Source organism: Paenibacillus sp. FSL W7-1279 (genome assembly GCF_037969845.1).
GTDB lineage: Bacteria > Bacillota > Bacilli > Paenibacillales > Paenibacillaceae > Paenibacillus_AQ.
The window spans coordinates 2,492,938-2,515,216 of sequence record NZ_CP150215.1; the positions used below are offsets into that span (position 1 = coordinate 2,492,938).

Consider the following 22,279-nt stretch of genomic DNA (forward strand, 5'->3'; position numbering starts at 1 on the left):
ATGGTGGCGATTTATTACGTCATGATCGTTAGCGCGCTTTATTTTGTAATTCTGATGTTTTCTTTCAGAAATATTAAAGATATTTTCAGACGCGCCACGTATTCCAAGTACAATACGCTCTCGGGTTCGGAACTGGTTCCATCGGTATCTTTGCTGGTTCCGGCCTATAACGAAGAGCTCACTATCGCGGAGAATGTCCGCTGTCTGATGACGCTGAACTATCCAACCTATGAGGTCATTGTCATCAATGACGGATCCTCCGACGAAACGCTGAAGGTGCTGATTGAGGAGTATGGTTTGACGCTGCTTCCTAATCCGGAGATCCGCGGCAACATCAGCACGAACAAGGTTCGCGGCATTTATTATAATCCGCAGTACCCTCAGCTATATCTCATTGACAAAGAGAATGGCGGTAAGGCGGATTCATTGAACGCGGGCATTAACCTGTCCCGTTATCCGCTGATTTCTTCCATCGATGCGGATTCGTTGCTGGAGAAGGATGCACTGATCCGGATGGCCCGCATGTACATGGAGAATCCGGAGGAAACGGTGGCTATCGGCGGAGATGTTCGGATCGCCAATGGCTGCGTGATTGAGAATGGAGAGGTTAAGGACGTATCCTTGCCGCGCCGGGTATGGCCGATGTTCCAATCGATCGAATATTTGAAAGCTTTCCTGGGAGGACGAATCGGGTGGAGCCATTTCAACGGGCTCATCATCGTCTCGGGAGCCTTCGGCTTGTTCCGGAAAGATTATGTCATCGCGGTGGGCGGCTATCGGGGTGGCTACCCCGGCGAAGATATGAACATCATTATCAAGCTGCACCGCTATATGCTGGAAAATAAAATCAAGTACCGCGTTTCCTTTTGCCCGGAAGCGGTGTGCTGGACGCAGGCGCCGGACAGCTACAACATTCTGTCCAACCAGCGCAAGCGCTGGGGACGGGGAAACTTGAAGAACATGATCGAGAACCGCGATATGGTGTTCAATCCGAAATATAAAGTCATGGGCATGTTGACGATGCCCTACAACGTTATTTTTGAAGCGTTAAACCCTTACTTCAGAATTACGGGCCTTCTGGCTCTGCTTGGATATGTATTGCTGGATATGACAAATTGGCATGTGCTGGTCGTGTTTGGACTCGTCAATTTTTTAAGTGGGTACCTGCTCAGCGTGGGAGCTCTCATCCTGGAGGAGATGGCCTTCCGCCGGTATACCAAATTGTCCGATCTGGTGAAGATGCTCCTCTTCTCGGCACTCAAATTTGTGGGATACCACCAGTTAGGCGTGCTGTGGAGAGTACAGGGGCATATTCAATATCTGCAAAACAACAATTCATGGGGGACCATGACCCGGCAGAGCTGGAAAGATAAGAACGAGGCTGCCTGACTTCAAGGCCCGGTTCATATGTAACAGCATCAAAATATAAAGAGAGGTGGGACCTACAGTTATGTCTCAATCCGCAACATTGCAACGCGTGCAGGCCGTAGATTTTTACGGCCGCCTGGAGGAGGAAGTGAGAAACCATAGCCATGGAACAGCATTGCTGTTTCTGTACTGTGCAGGCAATCCGTCCGAGACGGAGGCTGGGCTGGCAGAGGTTCAAAGCTTTGTGGATCAGCTGTCCGGCGTGAACGGTGAGGTACTGCAAGACACCCAAACCGGTGTAATGGCCGTTACCTTGCCTGGATATTCGCTGGATGCCGCCCATTATCAGGCATTGCTCCTGAAGCAGCATCTGCAAGGCCGTTTGGAGCAAGCAGATCCGCGTATTACGCTTGCCGCGCTTACGGAAGTGCCATCAGCGCTGACGTTGAAGCAGATGGCGGAAGCGACCAAGCTCAGCACCTCTTCGGATATTCATATATTTACGCAGGAGGAAGCAGACAGCGGTCAAAACCGCATTCTCATCGTGGATCAAGATGCCACGGTGAGGGAGTTTTTACAGATCCGCTTGGCCATGCAAGGTTATGAAACGCTTGAAGCCGTAGACGGTTTGGAGGCGCTGGATCTCATCCCGAAATGGGAGCCGGATCTTGTGCTGACCGAGCTCAACCTGCATGGCATCGACGGCCTGCCTTTCATCCATCATATCCAGCAGCTGGATATGAAGGAGCCGCCGAAAATTGTGGTATTAACGGAGAAACGAGTGGAGCAAACGATCAGCCAATGCTTCCAAAACGGGGTGGATGATTATGTAACCAAACCGTTCTCGCCGGTGGAGCTGGATGCCCGCATCCGCCGCTGCCTTCATTAAACACATCGTTACTAACGCTTCTAGTTTGATGAGAATTAATGAATGATGAATGATGAATGATACGTGATTAGTTGAGCTGAGAGGTTCTTTAATCGCAAGGAGAGAGTTCAACAAAACGAGGTCTGTCTTTTGGCGAATAGGCAAAAGAAATAGACGAATAGACTAAACATCCGATGGAGGTTGAATACTTGTGAATGAGGAATATGAAACTTTATTGAGTGCCATTGAGAATAAGAAAGCCGTTCTGGGTGTAGTGGGACTGGGCTATGTAGGATTGCCGCTGGCTGTGGAAATGGTAAGACAGGGATTCACGGTCATCGGTATCGATCTGGATTCTGACAAAATTGACCGCATTTACCGCGGCGAGTCCTATATTAGTGACATCTCGTCCGAAGAGCTTGCGGCATGCATGGAGACCGGACGCTTTAAGCCGACAACGGATTACAGCATGATTGCTGTGATCGACGCCGTCAGCATCTGCGTGCCGACGCCGCTCAGCGAGAATCAGGATCCGGATACATCCTACATTACAATGGTAGTCGATCAGCTCAAACGCTTTATGAAGCCTAACCTGTTAATTACACTGGAAAGCACGACTTATCCGGGAACCACGGAGGAGCTGATTCAGCAGCCGATTGAGAAGCTCGGTTATAAGGTCGGCCAAAACTTCTATCTGTGTTTCTCGCCGGAACGGGTCGATCCATCCAACAGCCGGTTCAATACCCGAAATACGCCGAAGGTCATCGGAGGAACGACGGATGCCTGCCTAAAGCTGGGTGAAGCGTTATACAAGCAGTATGTGGAGACGGTGGTACCCGTCAGCAACCCGAAAGTGGCGGAAATGTCCAAACTGCTGGAAAATACGTTCCGCAGCGTGAATATTGCCTTTGTCAACGAGATGGCCATGATGTGTGACCGCATGGGCATTGATGTATGGGAAGTGATCAATGCAGCGGCAACCAAGCCGTTCGGATTCATGCCATTCTATCCGGGACCGGGCATCGGCGGCCATTGCATCCCGCTGGATCCCATGTATCTGTCCTGGAAGGCCAAGGGCTTCCGCTTCTACAGCAAATTTATTGAGCTGGCACAGTCCACCAACGATAATATGCCTTACTATGTGATCAATAAGACGGCTACGATTCTGAACGAATATGCCAAATCGATAAAACGCTCCAATATCCTGCTGTTAGGCATGGCTTACAAACCGGACATCAGCGATTTGCGTGAATCCCCGGGCCTTGAAGTATATGAACAGTTCAAGGAAAATGGCGCCTATGTGGATTATTACGATCCGTATGCCCACAGCTTCGTGGATAAGCAAGGCGGAACGGTACGCAGCGTGGAGTATGATCTGGCGAAATTCAGCCGTTACGACTGCATCGTCCTCATTACAAACCACAGCAATCTGGATTATCATTCGATCGCTTCGACCGGCGTGCCGATCTTAGATACACGAAATGCATTTAAAGCGTTCGCCGAGCCTCATATCTACAAGATCGGCCATTCTGTTCAGCATGTAGCTGAGCCGGGTGAGGCTGTCTTGATCTGATGAAATGGACGAGAAGAATGAGGCCTATACATGCAAAAGCGAAGTGGATCATTCTGGTTGCCGGCATCTGTCTTTTGCTGCTGATCCTTTTTCTTCTCCCGTCAGGCAAGGTGAATCAGAACAAGGCTACATGGCTGTGGGATGCAAGTCTGATCCGGAGTGAAACGGAGGAGATTGTAGCCTTTAGCGGCAGGGAAGGCATCACAACGATCTTTTTGCAGATTCAGCAAGAGGTGGCGGACGAAGAATACCGCCATTTTGTAGCTGCGGCACATCAGCAGGGGATCAGCGTCCATGCCTTGAACGGTCAGCCGGATTGGGCTTACGAGGAAGGCCGGCGAAAAGGGATGGAGCTGCTGGCCTGGCTGGAAGCGTACAATCGGACGGCTGCGCCGGAGGAGAAATTCGAGGGCGTGCAATTCGATGTTGAGCCCTATGTGCTCCGAAGATGGGGCCGTGAACAGGCACAGGTGGTGGAAGAATGGAGCGCGAACATGGAGGTTTGGGTGCAGGAGGCAAAGCGTCAGGGGCTAACGTTCAGCGCCGCCGTTCCTTTCTGGCTTGACTCGATACCTGGACCCCGCAGCGCGGATGCCGATTCGTTCAGCCGCTGGATGATTGAGAATACGGACGCGATTGCCGTTATGGCGTACCGGGACAGCGGGGAGCAGATGTATGAATTGTCCAAGGAAGAGCTGGAGCAGGCGGACGAACTCGGCAAGTCTGTCTGGATCGGCATGGAGCTTGGGGATACGGAGGAAGGCGAGCATCTCACCTTCTTTGCCAAGAGCGAACAGGAGATGGAGGATGAAGCCCTGCGTGCGGCCAAACTTGGCAGCGACCATAACTCCTTTGCGGGACTGGCCGTCCATCACTACCAAGCTTGGGTTCACAAACGAACCGCGATGGCTGGGGAAGAGCCTTGATTTTGCATGAGGTTCAATAGCGATTTTCAGGTTAAATGGAACAACATGAACAACATGAATCATTCACTATTCAACATACCTTCGAAGGTCTTAAGAGACTTTCGGAGGTATTTTTTTTTTGTAAAAAGAAAACCATACGCTATGCGTATGGTTCAGGATAGCTTAAGCGTTGTATAAAAAAAATCCTCCGAAGTGTTAAGATAAATTCGGTTCGCCAACCAAATTTAAAACACGAGGAGGAGATCAGATGGCATCTGATGTGAACAGTTTAGCACATACAAAATGGAATTGTAAGTATCACATAGTGTTTGCACCAAAGTACAGAAGACAAGTGATCTATGGGAAATTGAAAAGAGATATAGGAAAAATACTAAGACAATTGTGTGAAAGAAAAGGTGTAGAAATTATAGAAGCAGAGGCATGTAAAGATCATATACACATGCTGGTAAGTATACCGCCGAAAATAAGTGTGTCATCATTTATAGGGTATCTAAAAGGGAAGAGTAGCTTAATGATATTTGATCGCCATGCAAATTTAAAATATAAGTATGGGAATCGAAAATTCTGGTGTAAAGGGTTTTATGTGGACACGGTAGGAAGGAACAAGAAAGTGATTGAAGAGTATATACGAAATCAGTTACAAGAAGACGTGGTTGCAGAGCAAATGACGCTGGAAGAGTATATAGATCCATTCACAGGAGAAGAAACAGGAAGCAAACGAAAGAAGAAGAACTAGAAGACCCCTTAAGGGGTAGCCGAAAAAGTAGTGCGGTTGGCGAACGATTCAATGCCCTTTAGGGCTGGCCAGTAACAAAGGCTTTCAGCCGCAGAGCAAACCACCCGTTCTGAACTGACCCCATAAAGTTAGACATATTATTTTATTAGGCAATTTGTTGGGCATGAGTTCGGTACTGTACCGGACTCATGCCTTTTAGTTTTGCTTTAATTCGCTTGTGATTGTAATAATCGATATATGTAGAAAGTTCTTGTTTAAACTGCTCAATACTTTCAAATTCATTAATATATAGAAACTCAGATTTTATGATTCCAAAAAAGTTCTCAATGACCGCGTTGTCGTAACAGTTACCTTTACGGGACATACTTTGCTTAACACCGCGTTGTTCGAGGGCATGACGATACTGTTTCATCTGGTAATGCCAGCCTTGGTCAGAATGAATCAGAAGAGTATCTTCATCCGTTAGTCGATCGAATGCTTGATCTAGCATGGTTGAAACAAGGGAATAGACGGGTCTTGAACCGATCGTATACGTAATAATCTCCCCATTAAAAAGATCTAACACGGGGGATAAGTACAGTTTTTCTCCAAATAATTTAATCTCTGTTATATCCGTTACCCACTTCTCATTTGGCTTTTCAGCGGAGAAGTTACGCTCTAGAATGTTTGATGCAATCTTGCCAACCAAACCTTTATATGAACGATATTTCTTCATGCGTACTAGACACTTCAATCCCAACACGTTCATCAAACGCTGCACCTTTTTGTGATTCACATGGTGACCGCGATTCATTAACTCGTCTCGAATACGGCGATAACCATAACGCCCCTGATGCTCCTCATAAATCGCTTGAATAACGTCCTTTAACTCAGAATCTTTGTCCGGCATACCGAATGTATTCACCCAGTAGTAATACGTGCTACGTGGGATATCTGCGAGCTGGAGGAGTGCTTTCACCGAAAATTCGTTCCTTAGTTCATAGACTACTTGCGCTTTGTCTTGTTTGGTGATTTTTCCTTGTTTTGAACTAAGGTATTCAACTTTTTTAAATAAGCATTCTCCATACGCAAAAGTTCTATCTCTTTCTGTAAAGCCTCTACCGACCCCTTTACAGACTTTTGATCATTCAGTTGTTTTGGATCCTTTTTCATGGATGAACGCCCCTTTTTCTTTGGTTGTAGGGCATCTATTCCATGTAACTCTAAGCTTCTTTGCCAGCTTAGAATGGTACTATGACTCGCAATATTAAATACTGCAGCTGCCTCTCTAATAGACGTCCCATGTTCTTTTATATAATGAAGTACGTCTAGTTTATCCTGTACAGAATACGGTGTATAGCGCTTTTTAAAGACTTCTTCACCATGATGCTCATATTGTCTAATCCAATGTAAAAGGACAGTATGATGGAGTCCTAGTGATTTCGCAATCGATTTCATGCTTTCTGATCCATTTTGATAACGCATAACTGCTTGTAATTTTTCGTCCGAACTAAAATTAGCCATAGAAAAAACTGCACCTCCAATGTTAGATGGTGTCTAACAATTGGGGTGCAGTTCATTCACACGGGTGGTTTTGATTGTCTGACAGGGGGCCAAGTCCCGGTTAAATCGGAAATGTTTAGAAATTGTATAGAACTGAATTCTATAATGTGAATCACCGAGCGGCAGGGAGTAAAAGCATGTTTAGAAAAAAACATGGGCAACGGATTACATAAGCTGGACGACCGGGGTTCCTTATTGTAATTCAAAGTTATGAAAATGATGAAAATCCATGAATTTTTCCAAAATGTTATAGCAATTGTTGAAATTTAAAAGGAGTATCCAGATGAAAAGAGATTTTAGTAAAACCCGAATGTTATACATGCTAACAAGAATGACCGGACTGTTGTTAACCCTGGCGTTACTGGGGGGTTGTGGTCTTTTTGGTGGTAAGCAAGCTCCCAGCGATGAAGCGGGCGGTTCGACAGCGACAGTTCAAAAAGTGGAACGGTATACAGGGGAAAAGAGCAGGGAAATCCCGTTTGTTTACACAGCCAGGAAAGAATTGGCGCTCACCTTTAACGGCATGGGCGATAAAGCGACCATGATGGCCCTGATCGATGAGCTGGATGCCTATGGAATCAAGGCGACCTTCTTTCTTCCGGGGATCCGTGTGGCGGAGGAACCAGACATTGCGGATGCCATTTTGTCCAAAGGTCATGAAATTGAGAACAATACGCTCAATCAGCTCGATATGAATCAGCTTGATTACGATCAGATTTATAAGGAAATCAAACTCGCGAATGATGTCATTGAGCGGGAAACGGGCGTCCTGCCCCGCTATGTGCGGACACGCTCGGGCGATTATCCGGATGAAGTGCCGCTGGCAGCTGCACATCTTGGAATGAAGGCCGTTGTAAGTTACAACATTAATCCCAAGGATCGCAATATGCAGAGTGCAGAAGAGATTGGAGAGTATGTGACCAGGTACATCTCCAGAGGCGGCATTATTTCCATGAATACCGATGTCAATCCGGAAGTGATTTCTTCTATTAAATACATAGCCCAGGCCGTGGACGATATCGGATATCAATTGGTTACGCTGGATGAGCTGGTGCGCAATGGCGGCGTGCGAAAACCGCTCGAGTTAATTCCGGGATACGACGCTGCTAGAATGAACCCGGATTATGAACAGGCGAAATATGAACTGGTTTATAAAGTCAATACGAACAAAAAAGAGGTTGCCCTGACCTTTGATGATTTCGGAAGCGACAAAACGGTAACCCGCATCCTTGATATTTTGGAGGAGCATGATGTGAAGGCCACCTTCTTCCTGCGGGCCAAAGGAGTGGAAAGCAACCCGAATTTGGCGCGGGCGATGGTCGAAGGCGGACACGATGTGGCCAATCATTCCTACAGCCATCCCGTCGTTACATCGCTAACGCCGGAAGAGCTGCAGCAGGATGTCGTCAAGGCCCACCAGGTTATTACGGAGGCCATACAGCAGCAGCCTGTCATGCTGTTTCGCCCGCCGACCGGCGTGGTAGATGACGAACGGGCCAAAGCGCTGGCGGCTGCCGGTTACCCCGCCATTGCAATGTATGATGTGACTACGCTGGATTGGGATATTTCCAACAGTGCCGACGATATTGTGAACGGAGTTATGACCAAGACACAAAAGGGAAGCGTCATTTTGCTTCATATGCTGGATGACATTCATACTATTGAGGCCCTGCCCCGAGTACTCGAAGGGCTGAAGAATAAAGGATATACGTTTGTAAAAATGGCGGACATGATGCAGCTGCAGGATAAAGCCGCAATGGAGATGGAATAAGATGGAATTATATGTGAATATGTTGGACCGCGTTGACAAATTAGCGGTTGTCGGTCTTGGATATGTGGGGCTGCCGCTGGCGGTCGCATTCTCAAGAAAGCTGGATGTCATCGGCTTCGATCTGAGCGAGGCCAAGGTGCAGCAGTACCGCAGCGGATTCGATGCTACCGGTGAGATCGGAGATACTTCGCTTGCGAACTGCACGGCGTCCTTCACCTCGGATCCGGACAAGCTGAAGGAAGCGCGCTGCTTTATTGTCGCCGTTCCGACACCCGTAAAAAGCGGAAATGTCCCGGATCTGAAATTCGTGCGCAATGCCAGCCGATTGGTCGGTCGCGCATTGACCCGGGGAGCGGTTGTTGTGTATGAGTCAACGGTTTATCCGGGCGTAACGGAGGAAGTTTGCATTCCGATTCTTGAAGAGGAGTCCGGCCTGCGCCTGGGCGAGGATTTCAAGGTGGGGTATTCCCCGGAACGAATCAATCCCGGAGACCAGGTACACCGACTCGAGACCATCGTGAAAATTGTGTCCGGTAATGACCCGGAGGCACTGGAGACGGTTGCCAGCCTATATGAGCTGATTATTGATGCAGGCGTTCACCGGGCGGAAAGCATCCGGGTGGCGGAAGCAGCCAAGGTCATCGAGAATGCCCAGCGCGATATCAATATCGCTTTCATGAACGAGCTCTCCATGCTGTTCAACGAGATGGATATCGATACGAATGCCGTGCTGCGGGCTGCAGAAACGAAGTGGAATTTCCTCCCGTTCCGGCCGGGGCTTGTTGGCGGACATTGCATCGGAATTGATCCATATTATTTGACGTACAAGGCCGAGGATACGGGATATCATTCCAAAATTATTTTGGCCGGGCGGCATATTAATGACGGAATGGGCAAATACATCGCCCAGCATGTCATTAAACTCGCGGTTCGCCAAGGTATCGATCTGATGAGGGCGAAGGTGGCGGTAATGGGTCTGGCCTTTAAGGAAGACTGCCGGGATATCCGCAACTCCAAAGTCATCGATATTATTACGGAGCTGCAGGACTACGGAATTCAACCGATGGTCGCGGACCCGCATGTGGACCCGCATCAGGCTTATGAGGAATATGGTATCGAGCTGTCGGACATGAGCGAATTGAAAGACATTCAGATTGCGGTTGTCGCCGTCGCTCACCGGGAGTTCAAGCAGCTTGGTATTGCCGAATTCAAGGACATGTTTAGCTCTGAAGGAGAGAAGCTTCTGATCGACGTGAAGGGAGCTTATCCAAAAACCGAATATGAAGCAAATGGCTTTCATTATTGGAGTTTGTAACGATGGGAGAAAGCAATGAGGATTATAAAAAGAAAGCAACCGAAGAGCACTAAAGAAGTTCTTGCGGTTCCGCGCACGGATAGACGTACTCTTTCCTATGTACCTGACCCGGAGCAGATTCGTTTGAACGCGGACCGGAGAGGCAACCGGGCTGAGCAGCCCGGGGATGATTTGTCCAGCTCTGAATATTTAAATAAGCTGCGTATGCTCAGCTTGCGTTATGAAGCGGAATTTGAAGTATGGATCGTCCCCAAGGGGAAAAAGAAAAAAGCCGGGATTAAGGGACAGGCAGCCGATATTTCGGCCACGGGCCTGCTGCTCAAGCTGCCGGACGCTTCTTCAGGTCTCGAAGTGGGCGACAAGGTAAAGGCCCGATTCCGGATCCCGCCAGGCGCGATGCCGGAAGGTTTCGAATCGGCTGTAAGGATGGATGCAAGCATCGTTCGCCGGGCCACGAATTTGGCAGAATCCGGTGAAGAACATATGCTTGCCTTGGAATTTGAGAAACCGCTGACTGAATATTTTCAGCGCAAACGGTGGGGCTATTCCGTATATTCTGCCAGCGCGTTGATGTTCGTGGCGGTGCTCTTCATCATGCTGATGCGGGCCGAGAGCATTATCTATTTTAAATACAACATGGTGCTGTATTTGTACAGCTTAATCGCAGCCCTGTTTTTGCTAACTCGCTACCTGTTTGGGGCATTGTACCGCGATGTGCCGATCAATCCGGATTATACACCGGGGGTTTCGATTATCATCCCCTGCTTCAATGAAGCGGATTGGATTAAACGTACGATTCTCAGCTGTATTAATCAGGATTATCCGGTCGATAAGCTGGAGGTCATCGTCGTGGATGACCGATCGACAGACCAATCGGTGCAGCAGATCAAGGATATGATTGAAGTGATTCACTCCGAGGCGGAGCGATACGCTACCCGCGAACGCTTGTCCTATACGGTGCTGCCGGAGAATGCGGGCAAGCGGGTTGCCCTGGTCAAGGGTGTGGAGATGGCGAAGCATGATTTGGTGGTGTTCGTGGACTCCGACAGCTTTCTGGACCCGACGGCGATTCGCCACCTCGTTCAGCCTTTTCAGGACCCTAAGATGGGCGGCGTGGCCGGCCGGACGGACGTCGAGAACAAATATACCAATAACATGACGAAGCTGCAGACGGTCCGTTATTATATTGCTTTTCGGATCATGAAAGCGGCGGAGTCCTGGTTTGACAGCGTGACCTGCTTGTCGGGCCCGTTATCCTGCTATCGGAAAGAGCTGATCCTGCAGCATGCGGACGCCTGGCTAAACCAGAAGTTTCTAGGCAGACCCGCCACCTTCGGGGATGACCGAAGCATGACGAACTTTATTTTGAAAACACATCGCACCGGTTACCAGGATTCCGCCATATGCTCGACGATTGTCCCTTCGCAGATGAAGGTGTTCCTGAAGCAGCAGATGCGCTGGAAGCGCTCCTGGCTGCGCGAGTCGCTCCGGGCCGGAAGCTTTATTTGGCGCAAAGAGCCGTTTATGGCATTGTTTTTCTACATAGGCCTAATCGTGCCGATTGCCGCGCCTGTCGTGGTTGCCTATAACTTGATGTACGTGCCGATCGTTCACGGCATTTTCCCGGGGACCTTCCTGATGGGCTTGCTGCTGATGGCGCTGCTCATGAGTCTTGCCCACCTGCTGTTTCGCAAGAGCAAGCTCTGGGTGTTCGGCTTCGTGTTCTGTCTGTTCTATGAGTTTGTCCTGTTATGGCAGATGCCGGTGGCCTGGTTTACCTTCTGGAAGTCGACATGGGGGACCCGGGAAACACCGCAGGATATTGAAGCTAGAGAGAAGAAGGAAGCCCGCAAGCGTAAAGGCAAAAAATTCGGATTACCGTTCTGATCGTGTCAAAGCGGTTGAAGTGAGGATGACAAATGGGTAAAAAACAAAATGCAGCCCTCAATGTTCAGCGAAAAAATCGCCGCAAAATCATCAAAGTTACGGCACAGGTCGTTGTATTGGCCGTAGTAGCCGTCCTGCTGGCGAATGCGATTTTCGATTTTCGCACCTATAAGGAGCCGGACAGAGCGGCCTGGCGTCAGCATCAGGGCTTTATTGCGCTATCCTATTTCGGGGTCGGCCGCACCGGGACATCCAAGCTCGTATCCAAGAGCCAGCTGGATGCACAATTGAAGGCCTTATATGAACAGGGCTACACCACGATTTCGCAGCAAGATATTATCGATTATTATCGTAATGGCAAGAAGCTGCCGGATAAAGCGCTGTATCTGTCCTTTGAAGATGGACGGAATGACTCCGCGCTGTTCGCGCAGCCGCTGCTGGAGAAATACAACTATAAGGCCACCTTCCTGTCCTATGCTGACAAAATGGGCAACAGTGAACGTAAATTTCTGCAGCCGAAGGATATGCTGAAGATGACCCGCACCGGTTATTGGGAGCTGGGGACCAACGGCAACCGGCTGACTTATATTAATATTTTTGATAGTGAAGGCCGTTATATCGGCGTTAAGGATGAGGGGGAACTGACCAGCAAATCCAACGTGGAGTATTACAACCACTATTTGATGGATTTCATTCGCGACGAGAACATGATACCGCTCGAGAACCGCGCGGAGATGGAAGAACGGATTCAAGCTGATTATGAGGCGATGAATAAAGTCTACACGGAATCGCTGGGTTACGTTCCAGGGACATATATGATCATGCATGCCAATGCGCTTGGCAGCGGCATGAATCAGCTTGTAGCCGATGCTAATACGGAGCAGATTGAGCAGTTGTTTGGGATGAATTTCAACCGGGAAGGTATGGCTTTCAACTCGCAGGATAGCGATCTTTATAATCTGACTCGGGTCCAACCTGCTCCTTACTGGTCCACCAACCACCTGTTGATGAAGCTGCACAAGGACCAAGGACAATCTATGCAGTTTGTGCGGGGGGACAAGCAGCAGGCTGACAAGTGGGAGCTGCTCGGCGGAGCGGTTGAATTTTCGGATAACCGTTTCGTGGTCACATCGCCTCCGTCTCAGGCAGGGACGGTTTATTTAAAAGGTAGCGAAGAGACTGACGTAACCGTCTCGGCTAAAGCGCTCGGCAATGTGGTAGGACGGCAGTCCATCTATGTCCGTTACGATCGGACCAAGGGCACTTACGTAAGACTCCTTCTGGAGAACAATAGCGTGGTGGTAGAGCAGAAGCGAGCAGGTCAAGCGCCCGAGGAGCTGTTCACTTATTCCCTGCCGAAGGTCGAGTGGGGTGAAGAGGATCTGCAATTCGACAAAGCATCGGTATATACCAAGGAACAGACGCAGGCCGGAGATCGGGATGATGAGAATGAGTATCCGGTCAACATACTTGGCAACCGCTCGTTGGAGATTTCGGTGAAAGGCCATTCCGTGTCGGTGAGTGTCGATCAACAGTTAATTCTGGACCAGCAGCCTGTGGATGTTTCGATTGGCGCAGGGGGCGTGGCGTTTGAATCGCAATATCACGAGCAGAATGAGAAGGATGATATTTACGACGCTATTTTTGAAGATGTCACCATAACATCTGAGTCTGCGGGCGGCGATCGGAAGCTGCTGTTTACGAACAAGCCGTCCGGACTGACCGGAGTCCTGACAGGCGTGCAGAGAAGTTTGAACCGGGCGGTTGACTGGGCTGTGGAGACCTTTTAAAATTCGGATGGCGTAGGACGTGAACAAGAATGAAGAATCGCAGGAGGAAATGGGCAGGAGCAGTGGTGCTGATGGCTTTGTGCGCTGCTGTCTCCTTCTGGTGGCTGCGCACCGAAGAGCAGGAGAAAGCACTGCAGGCTCAGATACCGCAAACGGGAGTAAAGCTGTCTGCCTGGATTGCGGATTGGCAGTGGAGGACGGGCATAACCGATATGGAGCAGCTCGGCAGCGAGCTTGAAGAGATTCATTTTTTTGCAGCCTACTTCAATCATAAAGACGAACTCCATTTTACTTCGGATTTTCGGGAGGGGCTGCCTGAATTTCAGGAGATTTCCCGGAAAGGGGAGCAGCTTCGCCGGGTCTTGACCATCGTAAACGATCGCTTCGATACCGATGGGACGGCGGATCAGAAGGATCCTGAGCTCATCTCCCGGATCGTGGCTACCCCGGAAAGCCGCAGCCAGCATATCGGGCACATTCTGGCTGTAGTATCCCAGCATGGCTTTCGTGGCGTGGAGCTGGATTACGAAAAGGTACGCAAGGAAGATTGGGCGAATTTATGCGCTCTGTACAAGGAGCTGTATGAACGTTTACAAGCGGAGGGTTTCTCTCTTCGAATCGTCCTGGAGCCGGGGATCTCCCAGTCATCCTTGGAGTTGTTGCCGGCAGGCCCGGATTATGTCCTGATGGCATATAACTTGTACGGAGGGCATAGCGGACCGGGGCCGAAGGCGGATCATGCCTTGATCAGAAAGCTGGCGGACAAACTGCGCAGGATTCCGGGAGACCATGCCATCGCACTGTCGGTTGGAGGGTTTGATTGGGCGAAGAACGGCAAGGTTGTCTCTTTAACGGAAAAGCGTGCGGTGGAGCTGGCACATTCCATCTCGGAAGTGCCGAAGCGGGATTCTTCAAGCGGTGCCCTGTATTATGAATATACGGACGAGCAAGGCATCGGCCATACGGTATGGTATGCAGATGGTATGACCATTGCCGGCTGGATGGATACGGCGACAGATACGGGTGTTTCGAAGATTGCGATCTGGCGGCTTGGGGATATGGAAGAGGATACGTTGAAACAGCTGAAGGAATACCATCAGCAATCCCAACATAAGTGAATCTTATATGAAAAAAAGGACATCCCATGGCTCTAGGAAGCCGCTTGGGGTGTCCTTTTGCATAAAGGTTGACTCAAGTTGTAATCAGGCAGTCTTTCTGTGCGGATATACGCTCCGAAAGGGGGCTGGATTAATGGATGAGTTTCGAGGCTCTCGCTTTACGGACAAGACCGCCGCTGGCCCGGTTGATCGGCTTCTTGAGCGCAATCCCGATCATCAGCGCAATTGCAGCAAAGATCAGCATGAACAGGACATCCCGGATGACAATATCCCATAGAATGCCGCCAACGGCTTCCCGCATCATGCTAATGGCGTAGGTGAACGGCAGATACGGATGCAATGCCTGGAAGAAGGGCGGCGTCATCTGGATCGGGAACGTTCCGCCCGCGCCTGCGAGCTGCAGCACGAGAAGTACGATGGCCATCGCTTTTCCGACATTGCCGAATACGGACACCAGCGTATACACAATCAGCATGAAGATGGAGCTGCTCAGCAGCGCAAACAGGATGAACCAGCCCGGATTCACCACATAGGTCCGCAGCAAATAGATATCGCCCAGGGTGACGAATAGCGCTTGGAACAGGGCAATGGTGAGAAAGGTTAAATAGCGTCCGAAGTAAACCTCGATGCTGCGGAAGCTTCTCTCTTCATCATGAACCTCAACGGAGAGCAGGGAAACGAGCAGCAGGGCACCTACCCACAAGGATAAAGTCGTGAAGAAGGGAGACATGGCGGACCCGTAGTTCGGGATCGGATACAGGCGATTCTCTTCCAGCGTTACAGGCTCGGCAAAAAACTGGCTTTCGAGCTCGAAATTATTTTGAAGCAAATCAATAACCTCTTGGATATCTCCCTCAGCTTCCATCTCACGGAGCCGATTCGCCAGCTGCGTAATCCGAAGCTCGGCCTCCGGCAGACGGCTTTGAGCAAGCTGTACTTCTTCTCCGCCTACTTTAAGACCTTTCCGGGCGTCTTTGAGCAAATGCTGAATGTCGGGGACGCTGGCAAGTGCCTGGGTCAGCTCCTGCTGCACGCGCTTAGCCGTGTCTGCGCCCGAGGTGAAGGCTTTGCTTATCGCTGGACCGATCTCCGTATCGTAGCGGCTTAACAGCGTGTTGGTCAGTCCCGTAATATCATCGTTCAGCTTTTTCAACTTATCGATGGAATCTGCTGGCGCTTCTTCTCCCCGTTCCACGGCTTGGGCTATGGTTTGCAGCACGGATTGAGCTGAGGTCCATCGTGCGGCAATATCCTCGAGCTTGGCCGCCCCGGAAGCTGCTGCCGGGGAGATGGAGCCCAGCCGCTTGAACAATTGACCCAGCCGGGCGGCTGCTTTCGCTGCGGTCTCTGCGCGTTCCTGCGCAGCGTTCAGGCGGCTGGCAAGCTCCTTCGGGTCAATGTCGGCTTGCCCTAGAGCGTCCAGCACTTGCGAGAGCGCTCCGGTGGTTGCAGCCAGTACCTCCAAGTCCTGACGCAGAGTTGGCTCCAGCGATTTCGAGGCACCGGCGGCCTGATTCGCGAACTCCGCCAGCGCACCGGCCATGGCTTTGCCGTCCGTGGCAATCCCTTCAAGGCGAGGCAGGGCGGCGTCGGCTTGCTGAACCAATCGGTTGGCCAGCTTAATATCTTGTGCAGCTGTGCCCACCGCTTCATTGAGCTCCGGAAAGCTTTTTTCGAGCCGGAACAGAAGGCTTCGTACTTTATTGATGGCCGGGAGCTGGTTCTCGATCTCAATCCCGAGCGTGTTGAAAATCTCGAAGATGGTGCCGTTGGCGGTTTTGATGAAATTTTTGCTGATTTCCTCCACAACACCGGATGCACCCTGGGCCGTCACTTTGGGAGAAATGGCGTTGATTTTTTCGTTCGTATAATAGAGGATCTGAGCTTTGACAGGCTCATTGGTCAGCACGGTGCCGATCCGGGCAGAGAAGTTCTCCGGAATAATGATAGCGGCGTAATCATCGCCGCGCCGTACACCCTGAATGGCGTTCTCGCTATCCTCTGTAAAACGCCACCCCAGCTTCTCATTGTGATGGAGGGACTCCACGATTTCTTTTCCCAGGTTAATGGGCTGATCGCGGAGGGTGGTGCCTTTATCCAGGTTGGCAACGGCAATGGAGACGCCGGAGGTCTGGCCGTAGGGATCCCAGGAGGCCTCAATGTTAAACCAGGCATACAGAGAAGGAAGAATAGCGAGCCCGACGATGATGACGCCTGCAGCCCAATTACGGATGATTCTATGGATATCGGCAGAATATATGTGGAAGATATTCTTCATGGAGCGCTCCTGTCTTGTACGTAGTTGGTGCTAGTATGCCGCCAAATCCGTGCCAAGATACGAAACGAGCCGATCCTTTATCTCTTCCTTGAAGGAGTGCCATTCGCAGAGCAGAGAGCCATCATATCCGCGGCATAAATACTGGACACGCAGCCCTTCCTCGGCTGTACCGCTCTGACTATGAATCCGGATGCCGCGCCTTCTCATTTGTTGTTGTAGGAACCAGGCATGATCCGAATATCCTTTTTTAATGAGCTGCAGATTTAAGATATAGAGCTCACCCATTTTCAGTTGAAGGGTCTTGAGAATCTGAATATCCCGCTCGAGAACAGACTGAATGAAGTGATGCAGCAGATAATCTCGGATCAGGGCTTCGTCTTCTAGTGAAGGCGGAGGAGGAGTGGAAGGTTTCATCATAAGAGACACATCCTCATACATGAATAAATACAGGAACATATGTTCTATTATACACATGGTATGCCAACAATATACGGTGCGCAACCATTAATTTCTGGTAATTGTTATTTGCCTCCAGTGGATTCATGACGGCATATCGTTTACACTCCTGATAACTGCATTCATCAGGAGGCGATTCATTAATGATTCTTCATAAAGGCGAAATACTGTTCAGGCAAGGAGATAGCGGCGATCATCTATATCACATCCGGAGCGGATTGTTCAAGGTGACCCGTCTCCATCCGAATGGCAATATGGTGCTTTTCAATATTTTATATCCCGGTGAAACGGTGCCGCACCATTCCCTGATCAGCCCGAAGGAGACACATGGAACGGCGATCGCTCTGATCCAGAGCGAAGTGGAGGTCATATCGGCTGAAGCGTGGTACCGCCAGCTTGCGGAGGATCCGCAGAAACCGCTCGAGGTTGCCAGATTGCTGCAGGAAAAGGTGCGGTTCATGCAGATGAGGCTGGATCACTTGACGGTCGGAGGACCTGCGGAGCGGCTTGAGCTGCTGATCCAGTGGCTGGATGAGTATTCACAGGGAATACACTTGACCGAGTATCTGACGCAGGAAGAGATCGGACAGTTGATCGGCGTGAGGAGAGAAACGGTAAACCGGCTGCTGCGGGAACAGGGCAAGCATATCTAGTTCCGAAATATTGAGGACGGTATGAACGCCAAGGTACATAGTTTTATAAATTGCGCATGACCAGAACTGGCATATGGTTATCTTCTTCGCTGGATAATAGTCGACAGCAAGCGTGTTCCATCTAAAAAGGGTGCCTGTCTTTATGCAAGACAGGCACCCTTTGATTGTGTAATACGGTTATTTTAATCTTCCAATGTACCAGCCGGGCCGAAAAATTCATAATGAATTCGGTCCGAAGGTACCTCCATCGATTTCAAATGATTGTTCACGGCTCGCATGAACGGAACGGGGCCGCAGAAGTAGAAGTCGGCCTTGTCATCAACGGTTTTGCGCAGGAAATCAAGATCAATATAGCCTGCTTGGTGACACTGATCCTCCGATTCCGGTTGTTCATAAATGACATAAGAGGTTAGCTGCGGATATTTGGAGGCAAGCGCATCGATGTGAGCTTTCATCGCATGCTGGCTGCCGCACTTGGCCGCATGAATAAAGGTTACGTTCCGGTCAGGCTGTTCCAGCAGCACGGTTTCGAGCATGGCCACCATCGGGGTTAAACCGACGCCGCCGCTGATCAAGACAAGCGGAAGATCGCTGTCCGTATCCAGCGTAAAGGTACCGGCCGGAGCCGTGACCTCAAGAACGGTCCCAACCTCGGCATGACGGTGCAGCCAAGTGGAGACGACGCCTGCGGGCTTTCCTTCCAGTTCATCCTCACGCTTGACCGTAATTCTGTAGTAAGGCTGACCCGGTGCGGATGAGAGACTGTAATGACGATTATGATAATAGGCTTCACCTTCGGGTTTCACCCGGAGCGTGATATATTGACCGGGTTGATAAGCGGAAATCTCGCCGCTGTCTTGCGGGACCAGATAAAAGGAAGTGATAACGGAGCTTTCTTCCACCTTCCGGTCAATGACGAAATTGCGGTATCCGCTCCAGCCGCCGGCCTCGTTCGCGGCTTGTTGGTACATATCCGCTTCAATGCCAATGAAGACATCGGCAATAGCCCCGTAAGCTTCGGCCCAGGCCTCGATAATTTCGGGCGTTGCAGCGTCTCCCAGCACTTCCTTCATGGCGGCGAGCAGCGTTTCGCCAACGATTGGATAGTGCTCGGGCAAAATGTTTAATGCCCGGTGTTTGTGTCCGATCTGCTTAACAACCGGGACAATCGCTTCAAGACGGTCGATATGGGCTGCGGCGGCGTATACGGCATTGGCAAGGGCAAAGGGCTGTTTTCCTTCTCGTTGATTCGCATGGTTGAATATGTTAAGAAGCTCCGGATGATGATGAAACAATTTTTGATAAAATGCAGTCGTAATTGCCGTTCCATGTGTTTCAAGAACAGGAACGGTCGATTTAACGACCTCAATCGTATGCTGGCTTAACATGCAGACTCCCCCTGATTCATAATTCGAATTCGTATTCGATTTAAGTATAGACAAGGGAAGAAGGGGTATTTGTGATTTAAGTCACATCGGATTTAGCGAATATGTGAACAGAACGGCGATATTTTATGGAGGGAGTTCTGAAAGCGAGTTTTTTTACATATTTCATATATATATTCCAGTTCATTCTAGCCAGCTGTTTAGCTTGTATGCCAACTGTGTTATAATAATGTAAGCAGTCTAATTAAAACGAGAAAGGATCAGGATACCATGTGTCCCCGAAGGACGAATCCCCAAAGGACGATTTGGAAACGTTATGATCTCTCATACACATAGCTTCCTTCGTAGAGCGAAGTCGGACGTCAGAAGACAAGGACGGTCTCTTACGAAAGGATGGGAACTATGGTTCGAAGGATGAACTCCTCCAGGTTGCCTCTATGTAGAGATTGGCCTATGTCTGACCAATCTACTACGACAAGAGGGATCCTGTATGAGGAAAAGACAAAACACAATTATCACCATGTCGGCGATGTTGTTCGGAACGTTTTTAATGGCTTTTACGTATTATCACATTAATTTTCACAATCATTTAACCGAAGGCGGCTTTGTGGGCCTTGCGCTGCTTGGCAAATATGCGCTTGATATTCCGCCCGCATTAAGTATGGTCCTCATGGACATACCGGTTCTGCTGGTTGCCTTATTCATCAAAGGTCGGAAGTTCATTATCAATACCGTAGTTGCGGCGAGCATGTTCACCTTGTTCTACGCATTGATCGAGCGGTATTCCACGCTTGTGATCGATCTGAATCATAACTTGCTGGCAGCCGCGCTGCTGTCCGGTTTATTGACGGGCTTTGGTGCAGGCATCGTGCTCCGTTTCGGCGGAGCGACAGGCGGTGACGACGTGATCTCCGTGCTGTTCAGCGAGTGGAGCGGGCTTAAGGTAGGGACGGTGTTTTTCCTGATGGATGCCGTAGTACTGCTATTATCGCTATTCTACATGCCATTGGTTGAAACCTTATATACTATATTAGCCGTATCGATTGCCGGACAAGTGATCACCATCACAGTGACGTACGGTACCGAGAAAACGGAAAAGAAACCGATTCGGAAGGCGGTCCGTGCCCCAAGCACTCCGGTTACTCCGAAGACAGCGCAGCATACCGTTAGCGGCCGTTCATAAGACGGTCCAACTAAGAGAAGCTCACCCGCATGCAGGGTGAGCTTCTTTCGTATGCTTATGCCCGGATTTTCACTTCTCGTCCTTCGGATGATTCTCATCCCACTCCTGTGCCTTGGCGGTGGCGATAGCGATGGCACGACCTTCATCGTAATCTTCCTCCAGCAGGGCATTGGCAATTTCCACGGCTTTATTCCTCACCCGAGGCTCCAGGTTTTTCATGGATGGCGGATAATCATGTTTGCTCCAAGGCATGTGCAATCCCTCCAGTTCATCTCTAATTCGTATGTAATGTATATTACCCCGTGCAGCCAAATTGAATAAGCGGGTTCAATCGTACCAAAAAGTGCATTGCCCTGAAGGGCAATGCACTAGGAAACTTGGATTTATTCAAACAGCTGCAAATACTCGCCGTAGCCTTCCTTTTGCATCTCTTCCTTCGGTACAAATCGGAGTGCCGCAGAATTGATGCAGTAGCGAAGCCCGTTCGGCCCAGGTCCGTCGTCAAATACATGGCCGAGGTGCGAGTCGCCTTTTTTGCTTCTTACCTCGGTGCGGACCATCATATGGGTAAGATCCATTTTTTCCTTAATGTTGTATTCGCGAATCGGACGGGTGAAGCTCGGCCATCCGCAGCCGGCATCATATTTGTCCGTTGAGCTGAAGAGCGGCTCGCCGGATACGATATCCACGTAAATGCCTTCCCCGTGATGGTCCCAGAACTCATTGTGGAACGGAGGCTCGGTTGCGTTATTCTGGGTCACTTCATATTGGATCGGTGTCAGGCGCTGTTTAAGCTCGGCTGGATCTACCGGATCCGACCAGTGCTGCTCAATGAAATCCTCGCGTCCTGAACCTTTGCGATAGCGTTTGTAATGGCTCGGGTTTTTCTTGTGATAATCCTGATGATATTCTTCAGCTTCATAGAAAGTGCTGGCGGGGATGATGGGCGTTACGATCGGTCCATCGAATCGTCCGCTGGCAGCTACGGCTTGCTTGGATTGCTCCGCAAGTTCACGCTGCTCCTCCGTGTGGTAAAAAATAGCAGTCCGGTAAGATGTGCCCCGGTCATGGAATTGTCCGCCCTCATCCGTAGGATCGATTTGCTGCCAGAAGAGCTCGAGCAGCTTTTCGTAAGGGAACACTTCCGGGTTATAGGTGATTTGAACAGCCTCGTAATGACCTGTTGTATCAGAGCATACCTCTTCATAGGTCGGATTTTCCTTATGGCCGCCCGTATAGCCGGAAACAACCTTCAGGATGCCCGGCAGCTCATCAAAAGGAGAGACCATACACCAGAAGCAGCCTCCCGCAAAGGTAGCCAATTCACTTGGGGTTGAACGATTATTCATCTATTATCCCTCCATCGTTATAACATATAAATGTAAGTCTTACTCTATATTATAATCATTTTGGTCAGGGAAACCAAAATG

General features: G+C 49.8%; 18 protein-coding genes. 12 read left to right on the forward strand and 6 right to left on the reverse strand.

Going from position 1 to position 22,279, the window contains the following annotated elements; all coding sequences use genetic code 11:
• Positions 1-21: 21 nt before the first annotated feature.
• The 5 genes from MKY82_RS10870 to tnpA all read left to right on the forward strand — a co-directional run bounded on the left by MKY82_RS10870 (position 22) and on the right by tnpA (position 5,471).
• Positions 22-1,389 (forward strand): glycosyltransferase, encoded by a 1,368-nt coding sequence (locus tag MKY82_RS10870; protein WP_233355175.1) that lies wholly within the window; start codon positions 22-24, stop codon positions 1,387-1,389.
• A gap of 61 nt (positions 1,390-1,450) precedes the next feature.
• Positions 1,451-2,257, forward strand: coding sequence for a response regulator transcription factor (locus MKY82_RS10875; protein ID WP_216535081.1), 807 nt, complete (start codon positions 1,451-1,453; stop codon positions 2,255-2,257).
• A gap of 190 nt (positions 2,258-2,447) precedes the next feature.
• Complete coding sequence (locus tag MKY82_RS10880) at positions 2,448-3,809, forward strand: nucleotide sugar dehydrogenase (RefSeq protein ID WP_194541823.1); 1,362 nt, start codon at positions 2,448-2,450, stop codon at positions 3,807-3,809.
• A 17-nt stretch (positions 3,810-3,826) separates the two neighbouring features.
• Complete coding sequence (locus MKY82_RS10885; protein WP_339296091.1) at positions 3,827-4,735, forward strand: hypothetical protein; 909 nt, start codon at positions 3,827-3,829, stop codon at positions 4,733-4,735.
• 247 nt (positions 4,736-4,982) lie between these two features.
• The gene (tnpA, locus tag MKY82_RS10890) at positions 4,983-5,471 is read left to right on the forward strand and encodes an IS200/IS605 family transposase (protein WP_071223663.1); all 489 of its coding nucleotides are present in this window, start codon (positions 4,983-4,985) and stop codon (positions 5,469-5,471) included.
• Between the two features lie 145 nt (positions 5,472-5,616).
• Here tnpA and MKY82_RS10895 read toward each other — a convergent pair.
• Positions 5,617-6,974, reverse strand: a protein-coding gene (locus tag MKY82_RS10895; protein WP_194543387.1) for an IS3 family transposase whose coding sequence is annotated in 2 segments (ribosomal slippage) — positions 5,617-6,521 and positions 6,521-6,974 — 1,359 coding nt in all. Because the reading frame shifts where the segments join, the coding sequence is not laid out codon by codon here.
• A 322-nt stretch (positions 6,975-7,296) separates the two neighbouring features.
• Here MKY82_RS10895 and MKY82_RS10900 point away from each other — a divergent pair.
• Genes MKY82_RS10900 through MKY82_RS10920 form a run of 5 tightly spaced genes read left to right on the forward strand, consistent with a single transcriptional unit; the run spans position 7,297 to position 14,894 of the window.
• Positions 7,297-8,784: a polysaccharide deacetylase family protein gene (locus MKY82_RS10900; protein ID WP_259445347.1), complete on the forward strand. Its 1,488-nt coding sequence runs from the start codon at positions 7,297-7,299 to the stop codon at positions 8,782-8,784.
• A gap of 1 nt (position 8,785) precedes the next feature.
• Positions 8,786-10,099: a nucleotide sugar dehydrogenase gene (locus MKY82_RS10905; RefSeq protein ID WP_220685938.1), complete on the forward strand. Its 1,314-nt coding sequence runs from the start codon at positions 8,786-8,788 to the stop codon at positions 10,097-10,099.
• 15 nt (positions 10,100-10,114) lie between these two features.
• Positions 10,115-11,986 (forward strand): glycosyltransferase, encoded by a 1,872-nt coding sequence (locus tag MKY82_RS10910; RefSeq protein ID WP_220685937.1) that lies wholly within the window; start codon positions 10,115-10,117, stop codon positions 11,984-11,986.
• Between the two features lie 32 nt (positions 11,987-12,018).
• Positions 12,019-13,776, forward strand: coding sequence for a polysaccharide deacetylase (locus MKY82_RS10915; protein WP_339296092.1), 1,758 nt, complete (start codon positions 12,019-12,021; stop codon positions 13,774-13,776).
• Positions 13,777-13,805: 29 nt separating this feature from the next.
• Positions 13,806-14,894 carry a glycosyl hydrolase family 18 protein gene (locus tag MKY82_RS10920; RefSeq protein ID WP_339296093.1) on the forward strand — a complete coding sequence of 363 codons (1,089 nt, stop codon included), beginning with the start codon at positions 13,806-13,808 and terminating at the stop codon, positions 14,892-14,894.
• A gap of 130 nt (positions 14,895-15,024) precedes the next feature.
• On the opposite strand, the gene MKY82_RS10925 is transcribed toward MKY82_RS10920, so the two are convergent.
• The gene (locus MKY82_RS10925; protein WP_339296094.1) at positions 15,025-17,172 is read right to left on the reverse strand and encodes a YhgE/Pip domain-containing protein; all 2,148 of its coding nucleotides are present in this window, start codon (positions 17,170-17,172) and stop codon (positions 15,025-15,027) included.
• Between the two features lie 30 nt (positions 17,173-17,202).
• A complete protein-coding gene (locus MKY82_RS10930) occupies positions 17,203-17,589 on the reverse strand; it encodes a hypothetical protein (protein WP_194541831.1) in 387 nt (128 codons plus the stop codon).
• Positions 17,590-17,771: 182 nt separating this feature from the next.
• On the opposite strand from MKY82_RS10930, the gene MKY82_RS10935 reads away from it, so the two are divergent.
• Positions 17,772-18,281 carry a Crp/Fnr family transcriptional regulator gene (locus MKY82_RS10935; RefSeq protein WP_194541832.1) on the forward strand — a complete coding sequence of 170 codons (510 nt, stop codon included), beginning with the start codon at positions 17,772-17,774 and terminating at the stop codon, positions 18,279-18,281.
• 182 nt (positions 18,282-18,463) lie between these two features.
• Here MKY82_RS10935 and hmpA read toward each other — a convergent pair whose 3' ends face one another.
• Positions 18,464-19,669, reverse strand: coding sequence for an NO-inducible flavohemoprotein (gene hmpA / locus MKY82_RS10940; RefSeq protein WP_339296095.1), 1,206 nt, complete (start codon positions 19,667-19,669; stop codon positions 18,464-18,466).
• Between the two features lie 487 nt (positions 19,670-20,156).
• Here hmpA and MKY82_RS10945 point away from each other — a divergent pair, with 487 nt between their 5' ends.
• Positions 20,157-20,849, forward strand: a complete 693-nt coding sequence (locus MKY82_RS10945; protein ID WP_194541834.1) for a YitT family protein — start codon at positions 20,157-20,159, stop codon at positions 20,847-20,849.
• Positions 20,850-20,918: 69 nt separating this feature from the next.
• On the opposite strand, the gene MKY82_RS10950 is transcribed toward MKY82_RS10945, so the two are convergent.
• Together MKY82_RS10950 and msrA are read right to left on the reverse strand one after the other, a co-directional pair.
• Positions 20,919-21,101, reverse strand: a complete 183-nt coding sequence (locus MKY82_RS10950) for a hypothetical protein (protein ID WP_071223800.1) — start codon at positions 21,099-21,101, stop codon at positions 20,919-20,921.
• A 131-nt stretch (positions 21,102-21,232) separates the two neighbouring features.
• Positions 21,233-22,198 carry a peptide-methionine (S)-S-oxide reductase MsrA gene (gene msrA / locus MKY82_RS10955; protein WP_071223801.1) on the reverse strand — a complete coding sequence of 322 codons (966 nt, stop codon included), beginning with the start codon at positions 22,196-22,198 and terminating at the stop codon, positions 21,233-21,235.
• Positions 22,199-22,279: the final 81 nt, after the last annotated feature.

What these genes read in the sequence shown, in the direction of transcription:
- MKY82_RS10870 (WP_233355175.1), top strand. Translation starts at nt 22, where the DNA reads ATGATCGTTAGCGCGCTTTATTTTGTAATTCTGATGTTTTCTTTCAGA.
- MKY82_RS10875 (WP_216535081.1), top strand. Translation starts at nt 1,451, where the DNA reads ATGTCTCAATCCGCAACATTGCAACGCGTGCAGGCCGTAGATTTTTAC.
- MKY82_RS10885 (WP_339296091.1), top strand. Translation starts at nt 3,827, where the DNA reads ATGAGGCCTATACATGCAAAAGCGAAGTGGATCATTCTGGTTGCCGGC.
- tnpA (WP_071223663.1), top strand. Translation starts at nt 4,983, where the DNA reads ATGGCATCTGATGTGAACAGTTTAGCACATACAAAATGGAATTGTAAG.
- MKY82_RS10900 (WP_259445347.1), top strand. Translation starts at nt 7,297, where the DNA reads ATGAAAAGAGATTTTAGTAAAACCCGAATGTTATACATGCTAACAAGA.
- MKY82_RS10905 (WP_220685938.1), top strand. Translation starts at nt 8,786, where the DNA reads ATGGAATTATATGTGAATATGTTGGACCGCGTTGACAAATTAGCGGTT.
- MKY82_RS10910 (WP_220685937.1), top strand. Translation starts at nt 10,115, where the DNA reads ATGAGGATTATAAAAAGAAAGCAACCGAAGAGCACTAAAGAAGTTCTT.
- MKY82_RS10915 (WP_339296092.1), top strand. Translation starts at nt 12,019, where the DNA reads ATGGGTAAAAAACAAAATGCAGCCCTCAATGTTCAGCGAAAAAATCGC.
- MKY82_RS10920 (WP_339296093.1), top strand. Translation starts at nt 13,806, where the DNA reads ATGAAGAATCGCAGGAGGAAATGGGCAGGAGCAGTGGTGCTGATGGCT.
- MKY82_RS10925 (WP_339296094.1), bottom strand. Translation starts at nt 17,172, where the DNA reads ATGAAGAATATCTTCCACATATATTCTGCCGATATCCATAGAATCATC.
- MKY82_RS10930 (WP_194541831.1), bottom strand. Translation starts at nt 17,589, where the DNA reads ATGATGAAACCTTCCACTCCTCCTCCGCCTTCACTAGAAGACGAAGCC.
- MKY82_RS10935 (WP_194541832.1), top strand. Translation starts at nt 17,772, where the DNA reads ATGATTCTTCATAAAGGCGAAATACTGTTCAGGCAAGGAGATAGCGGC.
- hmpA (WP_339296095.1), bottom strand. Translation starts at nt 19,669, where the DNA reads ATGTTAAGCCAGCATACGATTGAGGTCGTTAAATCGACCGTTCCTGTT.
- MKY82_RS10945 (WP_194541834.1), top strand. Translation starts at nt 20,157, where the DNA reads ATGAGGAAAAGACAAAACACAATTATCACCATGTCGGCGATGTTGTTC.
- MKY82_RS10950 (WP_071223800.1), bottom strand. Translation starts at nt 21,101, where the DNA reads ATGCCTTGGAGCAAACATGATTATCCGCCATCCATGAAAAACCTGGAG.
- msrA (WP_071223801.1), bottom strand. Translation starts at nt 22,198, where the DNA reads ATGAATAATCGTTCAACCCCAAGTGAATTGGCTACCTTTGCGGGAGGC.